The organism is Acinetobacter beijerinckii CIP 110307, assembly GCF_000369005.1.
Classification (GTDB): Bacteria; Pseudomonadota; Gammaproteobacteria; order Pseudomonadales; family Moraxellaceae; genus Acinetobacter; species Acinetobacter beijerinckii.
On record NZ_KB849765.1, the window covers coordinates 445,171 to 458,622 of the forward strand.

Here is a 13,452-nt window from a genome sequence, read left to right on the forward strand (position 1 = left end):
TGATGCTGTCACTTTTTCGTCACAGCGAAATATTGGTTTTTAATTCAATCATTTTTGACGTTTTTTGAGGAACGTGTCCATGACGCAACGTATCAGTGAAGTGGTAAGAAATACCAACGAAACAAAAATTCGAGTTCGTCTCAATCTCGATGGTACTGGTCAAGGCACACTCAACACTGGAGTTCCATTTTTAGACCATATGATTGATCAAATCAAGCGCCATGGTCTATTTGATATCGATATTCATTGCGACGGTGATCTAGAAATTGATGATCATCACACCGTTGAAGATTGTGGAATCACCTTAGGGCAAGCTTTTGCGCAAGCTTTGGGTGATAAAAAAGGCTTACGTCGCTATGGTCATTTTTATGCACCACTTGATGAAGCACTTTCTCGTGTTGTAGTAGACCTATCTGGTCGTCCGGGTTTATTTATGGATATTCCATTTACTCGTGCGCGTATCGGAACTTTTGATGTGGACTTGTTTTCGGAATTTTTCCAAGGTTTCGTCAATCATGCATTAATGACATTGCATATTGACAATCTCAAAGGCAAAAATAGTCATCACCAGATTGAAAGCGTGTTCAAAGCAATGGCACGTGCTTTGCGTATGGCATGTGAAATTGATCCACGTGCAGAAAACAGTATTGCTTCAACCAAAGGTAGTTTGTAATGACCCGTATTGCTTTACTCGATTATGGTATGGGTAATTTGCACTCTGCGGCGAAAGCCTTAGAACACGTTGGTGCTACTGTTGATGTGACGAATGATCCTAAATTAATTGCCAAAGCGGATAAAATTGTTTTCCCTGGTGTGGGTGCAATGCGTGATTGCATGCAAGGTATGCATGAAGCAGGCATTGATGAGGTCGTCCGTCAAGCTGCCTTCAACAAACCTGTTTTAGCGATTTGTGTCGGTATGCAAGCCCTACTACAAAGCTCTGAAGAAAATGGTGGTGTCGATGCTTTGGGAATTTTTGATGGTGTTGTTAAACACTTCCCAGAAATTTCAAATTTGAAAGTACCACACATGGGCTGGAATCAAGTGCATCAACTTGATCCAAGTCATCCAATGTGGAACAACATTGAACAAGATGCGCGTTTCTATTTTGTACATAGTTACTATGTAGAACCAAAAGATGCTGCTATTACTGCGGCAACTTGTGATTATGGCGTGAATTTTTGCACTGCGATTCATAAAGACAATTTGTTTGCAACGCAGTTCCATCCTGAAAAAAGTCATACCGCTGGGTTACAGCTGTTAAAGAACTTTGTGGAATGGAAAATTTAATCACTTGAATGAATTTAATTTCTGAAAATAAAGCCAATTTAAAATTGGCTTTATTTTTATTTATTTCTAATTACTTTTTGCATATCATGCAAACGTTTTGAATAAAAATCAAACAGCACATCGTTTCAAAATTAATTTTAAAAATCAGTGACTACAGGAAAATAATATGTCATCTCATTTTCAAACCAATGATTCAGGTTTTAGTGCAAATGGTCGTTTCGGCAGACTGTCTTACTTAGGCTGGAATATGTTACTTATGGTCTTCGTATTCATTTTAGGTATTATCGCAGCATTTCTAGTCCCTACTTTTAGCAGCTCATCAACAGGCTCATCGTTGTATGTATTCGGTGGACTCTTTATCATTGTTTATATTGCAATGATCTACTTTAGCTTCGTTTTTTCAATTCGTCGTTTGCATGACCGCAATCAAACTGGTTGGTTATCACTTGTAATGCTTGTTCCATTGATCAACTTTTTATTTGTTATTTATTTAAGTTGTGCAAAAGGTGATGAAAACACAAATAATTATGGGTTGCCTCGTATTACTCAAGGTTGGGAAAAGGTTTTAGCTTGGATTTATATTATCGTCTTCCCAATCAGTATTTTAGCAATTGCAGCAACAGCAATTCCTGCATATCAAAGCTATATAGAGAAAAGTCAGCAAATGCAAATTGAACAGCAGCTTAATCAAGCTGAGTAAGTTCTAATAAAAGCCAAGCTTCCAAACTTGGCTTTTTCATTTCAATAAAAACGTTTAAGCTCAAACCAAAGTTTTGAGTTTCGTTATAATGGAAATGCCACAGCAAACAACGCTTTTAAGCAAAGAACACATCCGTGCATTACCCGCATTTCGAAACTTAGATACCGATAAGATTTTAGTGATTCAAACACCACAACAATGCTTATCTATTCAAAATGAACTCTATCAAACACCTATTTTTGGTTTTGATACTGAGTCTAAACCTACTTTCAAGGTCGGAGAAAAATCGACTGGACCGCATCTTATTCAGCTTGCAACACTTGAAAAAGCTTATTTATTTCAAGTTACTCCAGAAATCTTAGTATTTTTAAAGCCTATTTTAGAAAATGAACACCAACTTAAAGTTGGTTTTGGCTTGAAAAATGATCTGATTAGTTTCCGCCGTAAAGGGATTGAACCAAAATCACTGATTGAACTTTCCAAAAGTTTTTCGAGTTTTGGTTACAACGCTCAAGTCGGTGTACAAACTGCAATTGCTCTACTCTTTCAACGCTATTTTATTAAAAGTAAAAAGGTCAGCACTTCAAACTGGTCTATCAAACAGCTCAGTCCTCAACAAATCAATTATGCTGCCGCAGATGCTTATGCCGCATTGTTGATATGCCAACAGCTATATCATCAGAAAATATTGTCCACTCAAACTCAACAACAAATTGCAAGAATACTTGAAGGTTCAACAGACAAGGCTTAGCGATTGATCAATACTTTGCTAATATGTAGCCAATTTAAACTTTATGATGATGCAAGGAGCGAAAGCATGCTAATCATCCCTGCAATTGACCTGAAAGATGGCAAATGTGTCCGTTTAAAACAAGGTCGTATGGAAGACGATACCGTTTTCTCTGATGATCCAGTGGCAACTGCTCAACATTGGGTTGATGAAGGCGCACGTCGTTTACATTTAGTTGATTTGAATGGTGCTTTCGCAGGTACACCAATTCATAAACCCGTGGTTGAAGCAATTGCTCGCGCGCAACCAGAGCTTCCAATCCAAATTGGCGGCGGTATCCGTTCGCTTGAAACCATTGAACATTATTTAGAAGCAGGCGTATCTTTTGTTATTATCGGCACCAAAGCCGTACAAGAACCTGAATTTGTTGAAGAAGCATGTAAGCGTTTTGCAGGTCACATCATTGTCGGTATCGATGCCATCAATGGCATGGTTGCAACTGATGGTTGGGCCAATGTCACTGACGTTAAAGCAACTGATCTTGCTAAACGGTTTGCTGATGCAGGTGTATCTAGCATTGTATACACTGATATTGCACGTGATGGCATGATGCAAGGTGTCAATGTTGAACAAACTGTTCAGTTAGCACAATACTCTGGCTTGCCTGTGATCGCATCTGGTGGTGTGACCAACCTTGATGATGTTCGTAACTTAAAAGGTCAAAAAGGCATTTTAGGTGCAATTACTGGTCGTGCAATTTATGAAGGCACATTGAGCCTTCGCGAAGCACAACTATTGTTAGATGAACAATCACTTTAATCATTCGCAGCTCTAGCGATTTAAATAATGGCTAGAGCTTTTTTAGCTTAAATGTTATCCTTACCTCGATTTTCCTATCGACTCTCAATTTTATAATGACACTTACGCCACCCTAGTTTTTACAGTCCCCTCGTGTAAATAACTCATCACTGTCTAGTGATGTGGTGTAGTCGTGTGTTTTTATATATCACATCACTAGCCTTTAAAATTTTTTTCAAAAAATAGGCTATTTCTATGTTTTCCAATATACGAGAACAATGGTTCTCTAACATCCGGGCCGATGTATTGGCTGGTCTCGTGGTGGGATTGGCGCTGATTCCCGAAGCAATTGCATTTTCAATTATCGCGGGAGTTGACCCTAAAGTCGGTTTATATGCTTCATTTTGTATTGCAGTCGTTATTTCATTTGTTGGCGGTCGTCCTGCAATGATTTCAGCAGCGACGGGTGCAATGGCTTTGGTGATGGCGAGTCTGGTAAAGGAGCACGGCTTACAATATCTACTTGCTGCAACGCTTTTAACAGGCGTATTGCAAATTTTGGCAGGTTATCTAAAACTCGCAAAACTCATGCGCTTTGTCTCAAAATCTGTGGTGATCGGCTTTGTTAATGCGCTCGCTATCCTCATTTTTATGGCGCAATTGCCTGAATTGGTTCATGTGACATGGCATGTGTATGCACTGGTTGGATTAGGCTTGGCAATCATCTATTTATTTCCACTCCTGCCTAAAATTGGAAAAATCCTGCCGTCTCCCTTGGTCTGTATCATCGTTATTAGCCTGATCGCGGTAGGTTTAGGTATTGATATTCGTACCGTAGGCGACATGGGTGCATTACCAGATACATTGCCTGTATTTTTACTGCCTGATATTCCTTTAAATCTTGAAACCTTAACAATAATCTTACCTTATTCAATTGCATTAGCGGCAGTCGGCCTACTTGAGTCAATGATGACAGCCACCATTATTGATGAAATGACGGATACGCCAAGTGATAAATTCCAAGAATGCAAAGGTCAAGGCATTGCCAATATCGCATCTGGTTTCATGGGCGGCATGGCGGGCTGCGCCATGATTGGTCAGTCAATGATTAATGTGAAATCTGGTGGTCTGACTCGTTTATCAACTTTTTCAGCAGGCGTATTTTTGCTGATTTTAGTTGTCTTTATTAGTGACTGGTTAAAAGTCATCCCTATGGCGGCTTTGGTTGCTGTGATGATTATGGTTTCGATTAGCACCTTTGAATGGAAATCCTTGACCAACTTTAAAGCCAATCCCAAAACGAGCAATGTGGTTATGCTTGCCACTGTTATTGTCGTGGTTGCAACCCATAACTTGGCACTTGGAGTACTCACAGGTGTATTACTTTCTGCTTTATTCCTCGCTAATAAATTAGAGAACGACATTCGTGTTGAAAGCTATTTTGAAAATAACGCCCGTGTTTATGATCTGAAAGGACAAATCTTTTTTAGTTCATCAGAAAAATTCATGCAAGGTTTTAATTTTCAAGAATCTGTGTCCGAAGTGATCATTGATTTAACTCATTCACATATTTGGGATGTGACTTCGGTAGCAATGCTCGATTCTGTCGTGAATAAATTTCAAAGAAATGGGATCAACGTCACTGTACGTGGGTTGAATGAAGCCAGTTCAATCATGATTGATAAATATGGAACGCATAGTAAACATCAGTTTGATGCGATTTAGTTCAATAGACTGAAAGAATTAAGCAGATAAAAGAGCCAGACATTAATGTTTGGCTCTTTTGACATCAATAAATCACATTACGAATAAAACGAAGTATGCCTGTACCTTGATTGCTATAGCGATAAGCTGAAGAACTATCAAATAAAAATGATGTACCCGCTACAACCAAATGTGTTCCAGAAATTAATTCAAGACTGAGTTCACCTTCAATCACATAGATCAATTCCTGCCATCCTTGTTGATCAGGCTCAGCAACATAAGTCTCTCCACTAGCCAATGACCATGTCCATAATTCGACTTGGCTACGTGCAACTACGGATGCATGTAAAGTCGCTTGGCTTTCAATATGATCCCCCTGCCATGCCAAAGTCCTTACGATGGCAGAATCTGCAAGCTCTGGTACAGTGACAAGCTGCTTAAAATTCACACTCAAAGCATGGGCAATTGCATCAAGTTTGGTCAGACTAATATTCACCATCCCTGTTTCTAAAGACGCGATGGTTCGTCGACTCACGCCAGCCCGTTCTGCAAGCTCTTGCTGACTCAATTGGTGTTGGTTTCGATAAAATCGAATATTCTGCCCTACGTATTGCAGCACCGCATCAGGTTGATTCATGCAGCTTCACTCTCTTTTGGTAGTGCGCAATATATTGCACAAACGCATAAATTAATGCAACATGTGCAGTATATTGCACTCTAATTTGGAATTTGGTTTTGACAGCGTTCTCTCAATCGCCTAGAGCAGCACAATTTGCATTGATTTTTATTACCATGATTTGGGGCGGAACTTTTTTGGCAGTTCAATATGCACTTAATTTTAGTAGTCCGATGTTCTTTGTCGGTTGCCGTTTTGCCGTCGCAGCTTTGGCAATTTTTTTAATCTCAATTCAATCTATTCGTGGATTAACTTTAAAAGAAGTCATGGCAGGGACAGGAATCGGTGTAGTGATAGCGATTGGTTATGGAACTCAAACGATTGCTTTACAAAGCATTCTGAGCAGTGAATCTGCATTTCTGACCGCCCTTTATGTTCCTCTCGTCCCGATTTTAATGTGGGTTATTTTTCAGAAGCGCCCTTCTTTAATGACATGGATCGGCACAACACTGGCTTTTATTGGTTTAGTTCTTCTGACTGGCAATGGTATTTCCAAAATCAGTTTAAGCTACGGACAAACGCTGACGTTAATTTGTGCTTTTGTGATCGCGCTAGAGATTATTTTAATTGGCTATTTTGCAGGAAAAGTGAATTTAAGACGAGTCACAGTCATTCAATTAGCAGTTGCTTCTTTATTATCATTTTGCAGTATGCCCTTAGTCGGTGAACATTCGATACCTGCATTTTCATGGCAATTACTTGTTGTTGCGCTTGGTTTAGGTCTGGCGAGTGCACTGATTCAATTTGTGATGAATTGGGCACAGAGAATGGTCGATCCGACCCGAGCAGCAATTATTTATGCAGGCGAACCTGTTTGGGCGGGTGTATTTGGACGCATTGCAGGTGAACGATTGCCTTTATTAGCTTTATTGGGTGGATGTCTTGTTGTGCTTGGCGTTTTAGTGAGTGAGCTGAAACTAAAAATACTCAACTACTCACAAAAGAATAAAGATGCTTAAATTAATCTTTTTTTATTGAAGGCTCTTTCTTCTTCAATAATATTTGTGTTTGATAATACTCAACTTTTGGCATTGGGTCATAGAATGGATGTAACAATGCTTTCCATTCTTGATATGCCTCAGACTTTCTAAAGCCTTCTGTATGATCTTCGATACAATCCCAAAATATCATCAGAATATAGCGATGATCATCTTGGACATTTTTGATCAGTTGAACGGCATTCAACCCTGCCATCGGGTAAATAATTGATTTGGCTTTTTGAAATGCTTCTTCAAACGCATGATTTCGATTAGGTTTAATATTTAAATGCACATGCTCAATAATCATGAATTAACCTATTTAAATCAATTGTAGATATTTTATATTTTTAAATATAAATCAAATAATTATTTAATAAAATCAAATGACTTTAAAATTTTATTTAGAAAGCAGATGAGGCGTTCATCTGCTTTCTGGTCGTCTTATTGATACATGGGTTTATTGTCATTGAGAGCAATCAAACCACGAATCGCACGATAAACAATCCAAATCCATGCAATAAAGATGACTGCAACACAGAAAACGGTTCCCGATAATGCAACACCCGCAAAGGCATTCGGATTATCTCCAGTAAAGAACAAAAAGAAAAATGGAATAAAGGCAATAATATTCCAAGCGAGATACCACCAAAAGGTACGAATTTGCCAAGTAAAATGACTTTCAAAAATCGATCCTTGTACATCACTGCGTTTTACATAGTTGATAATCAACGCAATGATTGCCAATAGACCACCGGAAAAAATCGCAATGATATAAAGCACATACAGTACCAAAGTCAAAGTACGATTTGGATCTTGATCAACGGAATAATTCATTTTTATTTAATCTCCAGAAACAAACTCCCTCAATCAATAAAACACATTGAGCGGAGAAATTAACCAACATATCAATAATATATGGAAGACTATGGTACAGAAATAAATCTTACGAAACGGTTGTTTTTGTGTTTTATGTCGCAGTTTTTGCTGAGCAAGCCAACCACCGCACCATCCACCCAAAGAATCTACAATATGCAAAGTCTGCTCTGGAATGCGTCGATTTCCCAATTGTGCTGCCTCTTTGTCTTGAGCATACAGCCAATAACTCAAAACATTCATTAAACTCACAAATAACAAGGTATAAGGAGGTAATAGCTTGCTAAAACCAGCAATCAGCATAAAAACTGCATAAATCGCAATCCCAATTTTCATTGCAGACCAGCTTTTGGCTTGCTTGGGAGTTGCTGGTTTCGCTTTATGCTCAATGACTTGGGATGCTTTTAAATAGCTTGCTTGCTGTGCACGATAACGACCACGCTCATCCAAAATGACCAAATACTCTAAAGCACAACCGACGATAGGACGAGGTCCCGTACGAGCAAAGTCTTTGATATGGATAAAAACACGCTCCTTATACATATCATTGGGTTGAATAAAGCCATAACCTTTATCATCAAACCATTCTACTAAACGACCTTGATCTCGCATCTCTTTTCCTTAAGCTGTGATTCGTTGTAAACGATCTTGTAGCATCATTCGCATTTCTAACGGATCTTTCTGTGAAATATCCTCACCAGTGCGACCTTGTTCTGCATTTTTCTGAGCGACTTGCAAACGCATACTCCAAAAGCGACACGCAGCCATTGCTAAGAAGATATTTAAACAAGCCAATTCATCATCCGTTAACTGACGAATATTTTGGTATGCAGCAAGAAAAGCATTGGCTTTGGCTTGATCTAAATGGGCTTGTGGATAAGCGGTACAAAAGTCATTGATACTAATCGCAATATCAAATAAAAACTCATCTTGATTTAACTCATAAAAATCAAGAATACCTTGTAATTGATCGCCCTCAAACAGCGTATTGTCTCTAAATAAATCAGAATGAATAAAGCCTATTGGACGATTTGGATGCTGTTGCGTAATGTGTGCAAACTGTTGAAACACTTGATCCAATAAAGATTGATCATCTTCATTCATGTTTGGTCTGAGTTGCTCTGCTACATCTGACCAGTACTGATGATTACGATTAAAATCACGCTCTAAAGGAAAATCTCTTAAAGCCAAATGCATTTTTGCTTGTGCTTGAGCAATTGCTTGTATTTGTACTAATGTTGCCTCTTCAGGATGCCCACCCATTAACCGAGGCGCGATTTGTGCGGGTTTATCAGCTATTGTATGAATTGCCTGACCACGATGCTTTAGCGGCACTGCCACAGGCACATCTGCTTCACCTAAGCAATCCAGCACAGGTACCAATTCACCTGCCCCTTCCGCATCTAACTCCTCAAACACCGTTAACACATATTGTTTCTGTGATTGATCCACCAAAAAATAGTTGGTGTTTTGGATACCACCTTGGATTGGAATTAGATCAATCACTGCCAAACCATAAGGCTCAGCAAAGGCTTGAACTTCTTCTAAACTCAACGGGGTATAAACCGACATGGAAAACCTGCAAAAAATAGCTGTGAAGTTTGATAGAATACCTGTTCCCTCCATGAAGGTGTAGCACCCCTTTCTTTATTGGCGATTTTTTGGAATATTTTATGCTCGCAAAACGTATTATCCCTTGCTTAGATGTTGATAATGGTCGAGTCGTCAAAGGCGTTCAATTCCTTGATATTCGTGACGCAGGTGACCCAGTAGAAGTTGCCCGTCGTTATAACGAACAAGGTGCCGATGAAATTACCTTTTTAGATATTACTGCTACCCATCATGGACGCGACACCACTTACCGTACTGTTGAGCGTATGGCGGAAAGCGTTTTCGTTCCTCTCACCGTTGGTGGTGGTGTGCGTAAAGTTGAAGATATTCGTTTATTATTGAATGCAGGCGCAGACAAAGTTAGCATCAACTCAGCAGCGGTATTTACCCCCGAGTTTGTTCAGGAAGCGTCTCAACGCTTTGGTGCACAATGTATCGTAGTTGCAATCGATGCGAAAAAAACCGGCGAAAACAAGTGGGAAATTTTCACGCACGGCGGTCGTAAACCAACAGGCATTGATGCAATTGAATGGGCTGTCAAAATGGCAGACTTTGGTGCAGGTGAACTGTTGATTACCAGTATGGATGCCGATGGAACCAAAGCAGGTTATGACATTGCCTTGATGCGTCAGATCAATGACCATGTCAATATCCCGACCATTGCTTCAGGTGGCGTTGGTAATTTACAACATTTGGCTGATGGGATTTTAAAAGGTGGGGCAGATGCTGTACTTGCAGCTTCTATTTTCCATTTTGGCCAACATAGCATTCCAGAAGCTAAACAGTATCTTGCTGCACAAGGCATTGAAATGCGTCTCTAATTCCTAATCGAATCCAGTTAACCTCTCACTTGAGAGGTTTTTTTATTTAAAGATTTCATTTATGAAGACAAAAAAATACCTTGCTAGGCAAGGTATGGAAACTGCGTTTATACAACGCTAGAGGGTAAAAATGAATTTTGAGCATCAAAAATGCTTGAACCAAAATAGCCATAAAGTGATCAAAAATATTGACATTAAAAACCGATTTTATTGACAATTCACGACATAGCTTTTGATACATCGTCGTAAATTGTCAAAACAGTTGTACTTTATGGACACACTTCACATTTAAGCTTTTATGCAACCGACTCTTGTTGCTGTTCGTCTTCTACTTGTGCTGCCACAAGTTTAGGCTTTTGCTCAACCCACTTTGCAGGAAAGACTGATTCAATCGCTTGCGTCAAAACTTTAGATAAAGCTGTAGGTAAAGGAAGACCTAGTGGATTGGCTTCTTTTAAATCAGCCGAAGATACAACGCGTGTACCCATGACATAATCAAACCATGGTCGGGTCACACACCAGTTGGCATCTTGATTCGAATTCATATGATGATCATAGTGCCAAGGAATAGTACGTCTCGCCCAATCAGGCTCAAGATGTGCACGGCGGTGTACATAATAATAATTGCCCGCACTATACAGTGCCGCCAAAGACATCCCTTTTGAGATTGGATAAAACGCCACACTTGCAACACCTGCCACGACAGCTAATGACATGATTTCATTACGCGTACGCCAGTGTTCCACCCCTTCAACATAACAGTCATCAGAGAATTCTTGTTTACGAACTTCGCGGTGATGTGCCCAATGAGATTCCATGCTTTTTGGCACAGGACTGTAACGAGGTTGTCCTGGACGATGAACACCATGCAAAATGTATTTATGTGCAAACCATTCAAATGCATTCGCTACAGCTAAACCTGCGATAAAACCCTTCAACATGGTTCTCTCCAAAAGTATCCTTATTTTTATTTAAGATATAAATTTTTGTAGGCGAAGTATTGACGATACGATATATTTATATTGACAAAACACGACAAGAATAGGAAATAGACAGGATGTCTCAACTCAAGAACTATATTGGCTCTGTTTTTGGTGGTTTGGGGCATTTATTAAAAGCTTACTGTGAAGCTGAGCATATTGCTGTTCCTGAACAATTACAGCTCGTTCAAAACCAAGAGCGCTTTGACTATGTCATTTGGCGCGATCTGCTTGAAGACCTCAATCGGTTACATCCTAAAACGGGTTTGGGTTTAGAAATTGCAGAATATGTACAACCTAAACATTTAGGAATTATTGCTTACCTCGCACTATCTTGTGAAAATTTAGGCGAAGCTTTGGCTCGTTATCATGATTTTCATCGCTTGATTTATGATGGAAGCCCTTTAGTTGTTGAATTTAACGAACCATATGTTTCGATCCGCTGGGAAGCACCTGAACCCCACCCCACACAACTCACTGATGAAATTGCGATTGCGCTCATGGTGCAGTTCCTTAAGTTATTTATGTCTGGCGAGACCATTCATTTACACGAAGTTCATTTCGTCAATATCGCGCCGAAAAATATTAGTGTTTATGAGCAATATTTCCATTGCAAAGTTCGTTTTGAACAACCGAAAACTCAGCTTTTATTACCTGTAGCAGAAGCTTTTAAACCATTAAAAACAGGTGATCACACGCTACAGCAATTGTTATTACAACAAGCACAAGCCCTATTAGATAAGCTTCCAAATTCGACCCAGCTCGACCAGCGTTTACAGCATGCGATTTTGACTGGGCTACAAAAGAACCAATATCAAATCGACTTCATAGCAGAAAAACTAGGACTTTCGGTTCGGCAGTTACAGCGTCATCTTCAACAACAAAACACCACCTTTCAGGAACGCGTACAACAAGTGCGTTTTATGTTAGCAACCGAATATCTAAAAGATCCGCATCTAAGCCTACAAGAAATTGCCCTATTACTGTGTTATTCAGAACAGAGTGCTTTTCAGCGTGCCTTCAAACTTTGGACCAATTTAACCCCTCAACAATGGCGAAAGAACAACACAATTTACAATTCTTAATAAAACTAAAGTCAAACTTACTGTTTCACAACTGTTGATTATCTTTACAGCATTTATACAAGATTATAGATCCTGTGTGAACTAATTCACATTTTTTTCACAGGTCATCAGAAAATCCATAATAAATTTTTTGGATATTTTTAGTTTTTTATAAATGTTTTGGTGATAAAAATGAATAAATATTTAGCAGAGTTTCTAGGTACCTTTTGGCTTGTCTTTGGTGGTTGTGGTAGTGCAGTACTTGCCGCTGCTTTTCCAGAACTTGGGATTGGTTTCTTAGGTGTTGCATTTGCATTTGGTTTAACCGTACTAACGGGTGCCTACGCATTCGGTCATATTTCTGGCGCACATTTTAACCCCGCAGTCAGTGTAGGCTTATGGGTATGTGGTCGTTTAGAAGCAAAAGATTTAGCCCCATATATTATTTCTCAAGTGATCGGTGCAACTTTTGCGGCATTTGTTCTCTATATTATTGTACAGGGTCAAGCAGGATTTACAGGAACAGGGGGATTTGCTACGAATGGTTATGGTGAGCTTTCGCCCAATCATTTTTCCATCGCTTCTGCATTTTTAATTGAAGTTGTACTCACAGCCATATTCTTGATAATTATCTTATTATCAACGCATAGAAATGCACCCGCTGGTTTTGCTCCGATTGCTATTGGTTTAACACTCACTGTTATTCACTTAATCAGTATTCCTGTCACCAATACCTCCGTAAACCCTGCGCGTAGTACTGGTGTTGCCTTTTTTGCAGAGACCGCAGCACTAAGCCAATTATGGCTATTTTGGGTTGCTCCCATTTTAGGTGCTGTCATTGGTGCGATTATTTATAAAGTCGTCGCAACTGAAAAAGACTAAACGTTTAAAATAAAAAACAGCCTTCCATGGGCTGTTTTTTTATGAATTATAGAAATGGATTTTCAATTTCCTGTTCAGGCTTTCGTTCGATCTGTTTAGGTAATTCTTCTTTTTCTAAAGCGATCACCACGTCATTGATAAACTGCTGTAAAGCTTTTGCTGATTTCAAACCTGCTTGATCTTTAGTGATTTGTAAATTGCCATATAAACTCACACAATCAAGCTGATTTTCCAACGTCAAATCATATATTGCTGAGGACTCGTTGCCATTTTCAAAAGGTTTAAACATTTTTTCCTCTAATTGTTCTTGTATTCATCACAACATGAGCCAAACATGATCACT

The 13,452-nt window shown here is 39.2% G+C and carries 17 protein-coding genes; 10 read left to right on the plus strand and 7 right to left on the minus strand.

The genetic code is table 11. The annotated features are described in order from the left end of the window. Positions 1 to 79: 79 nt before the first annotated feature. The 6 genes from hisB (at position 80) to F933_RS07715 (ending at position 5,243) form a co-directional block, all read left to right on the plus strand. Complete coding sequence (gene hisB, locus F933_RS07690) at positions 80 to 673, plus strand: imidazoleglycerol-phosphate dehydratase HisB (protein WP_005052312.1); 594 nt, start codon at positions 80 to 82, stop codon at positions 671 to 673. Beyond that, positions 673 to 1,290, plus strand: coding sequence for an imidazole glycerol phosphate synthase subunit HisH (hisH, locus tag F933_RS07695; protein ID WP_005060021.1), 618 nt, complete (start codon positions 673 to 675; stop codon positions 1,288 to 1,290). Before hisB ends, hisH begins: the two co-directional genes overlap by 1 nt. A 166-nt stretch (positions 1,291 to 1,456) precedes the next feature. Next, the gene (locus F933_RS07700; protein ID WP_005060024.1) at positions 1,457 to 1,990 is read left to right on the plus strand and encodes a DUF805 domain-containing protein; all 534 of its coding nucleotides are present in this window, start codon (positions 1,457 to 1,459) and stop codon (positions 1,988 to 1,990) included. 88 nt (positions 1,991 to 2,078) lie between these two features. Further along, the gene (locus tag F933_RS07705; RefSeq protein WP_005060025.1) at positions 2,079 to 2,741 is read left to right on the plus strand and encodes a 3'-5' exonuclease; all 663 of its coding nucleotides are present in this window, start codon (positions 2,079 to 2,081) and stop codon (positions 2,739 to 2,741) included. Positions 2,742 to 2,807: 66 nt separating this feature from the next. Further along, positions 2,808 to 3,539 carry a 1-(5-phosphoribosyl)-5-[(5-phosphoribosylamino)methylideneamino]imidazole-4-carboxamide isomerase gene (hisA, locus tag F933_RS07710; protein ID WP_005060027.1) on the plus strand — a complete coding sequence of 244 codons (732 nt, stop codon included), beginning with the start codon at positions 2,808 to 2,810 and terminating at the stop codon, positions 3,537 to 3,539. A gap of 234 nt (positions 3,540 to 3,773) precedes the next feature. Beyond that, a complete protein-coding gene (locus F933_RS07715; protein ID WP_005060029.1) occupies positions 3,774 to 5,243 on the plus strand; it encodes a SulP family inorganic anion transporter in 1,470 nt (489 codons plus the stop codon). Between the two features lie 64 nt (positions 5,244 to 5,307). Here F933_RS07715 and F933_RS07720 read toward each other — a convergent pair whose 3' ends face one another. Next, complete coding sequence (locus tag F933_RS07720) at positions 5,308 to 5,859, minus strand: helix-turn-helix domain-containing protein (protein WP_005060031.1); 552 nt, start codon at positions 5,857 to 5,859, stop codon at positions 5,308 to 5,310. Positions 5,860 to 5,957: 98 nt separating this feature from the next. Between F933_RS07720 and F933_RS07725 the strand changes: the two genes are divergently transcribed. Further along, positions 5,958 to 6,857 carry a DMT family transporter gene (locus tag F933_RS07725; protein WP_005060033.1) on the plus strand — a complete coding sequence of 300 codons (900 nt, stop codon included), beginning with the start codon at positions 5,958 to 5,960 and terminating at the stop codon, positions 6,855 to 6,857. 1 nt (position 6,858) lies between these two features. Here the strand turns inward: F933_RS07725 and F933_RS07730 are convergent, their stop codons facing one another. The 4 genes from F933_RS07730 to F933_RS07745 form a co-directional block, all read right to left on the minus strand. Beyond that, positions 6,859 to 7,185 (minus strand): antibiotic biosynthesis monooxygenase family protein, encoded by a 327-nt coding sequence (locus F933_RS07730; protein WP_005060035.1) that lies wholly within the window; start codon positions 7,183 to 7,185, stop codon positions 6,859 to 6,861. A 134-nt stretch (positions 7,186 to 7,319) separates the two neighbouring features. Next, the gene (locus F933_RS07735; protein WP_005060037.1) at positions 7,320 to 7,712 is read right to left on the minus strand and encodes a DUF4870 family protein; all 393 of its coding nucleotides are present in this window, start codon (positions 7,710 to 7,712) and stop codon (positions 7,320 to 7,322) included. 33 nt (positions 7,713 to 7,745) lie between these two features. Further along, positions 7,746 to 8,363 carry a DUF1294 domain-containing protein gene (locus tag F933_RS07740; RefSeq protein WP_005060039.1) on the minus strand — a complete coding sequence of 206 codons (618 nt, stop codon included), beginning with the start codon at positions 8,361 to 8,363 and terminating at the stop codon, positions 7,746 to 7,748. A gap of 9 nt (positions 8,364 to 8,372) precedes the next feature. Further along, the gene (locus F933_RS07745; RefSeq protein WP_005060041.1) at positions 8,373 to 9,323 is read right to left on the minus strand and encodes a homoserine kinase; all 951 of its coding nucleotides are present in this window, start codon (positions 9,321 to 9,323) and stop codon (positions 8,373 to 8,375) included. A gap of 101 nt (positions 9,324 to 9,424) precedes the next feature. On the opposite strand from F933_RS07745, the gene hisF reads away from it, so the two are divergent. Continuing rightward, the gene (hisF, locus tag F933_RS07750) at positions 9,425 to 10,183 is read left to right on the plus strand and encodes an imidazole glycerol phosphate synthase subunit HisF (protein WP_005060045.1); all 759 of its coding nucleotides are present in this window, start codon (positions 9,425 to 9,427) and stop codon (positions 10,181 to 10,183) included. 296 nt (positions 10,184 to 10,479) lie between these two features. Here the strand turns inward: hisF and F933_RS07755 are convergent, their stop codons facing one another. Further along, complete coding sequence (locus tag F933_RS07755; protein WP_005060047.1) at positions 10,480 to 11,124, minus strand: sterol desaturase family protein; 645 nt, start codon at positions 11,122 to 11,124, stop codon at positions 10,480 to 10,482. A 116-nt stretch (positions 11,125 to 11,240) separates the two neighbouring features. Here F933_RS07755 and F933_RS07760 point away from each other — a divergent pair, with 116 nt between their 5' ends. Together F933_RS07760 and aqpZ are read left to right on the plus strand one after the other, a co-directional pair. Further along, positions 11,241 to 12,248, plus strand: coding sequence for an AraC family transcriptional regulator (locus F933_RS07760; RefSeq protein ID WP_005060048.1), 1,008 nt, complete (start codon positions 11,241 to 11,243; stop codon positions 12,246 to 12,248). Positions 12,249 to 12,419: 171 nt separating this feature from the next. After that, the gene (aqpZ, locus tag F933_RS07765) at positions 12,420 to 13,109 is read left to right on the plus strand and encodes an aquaporin Z (protein ID WP_005060049.1); all 690 of its coding nucleotides are present in this window, start codon (positions 12,420 to 12,422) and stop codon (positions 13,107 to 13,109) included. 46 nt (positions 13,110 to 13,155) lie between these two features. Here aqpZ and F933_RS07770 read toward each other — a convergent pair whose 3' ends face one another. Beyond that, positions 13,156 to 13,398 carry a hypothetical protein gene (locus F933_RS07770; protein ID WP_005060051.1) on the minus strand — a complete coding sequence of 81 codons (243 nt, stop codon included), beginning with the start codon at positions 13,396 to 13,398 and terminating at the stop codon, positions 13,156 to 13,158. Between the last annotated feature and the right edge of the window lie 54 nt (positions 13,399 to 13,452).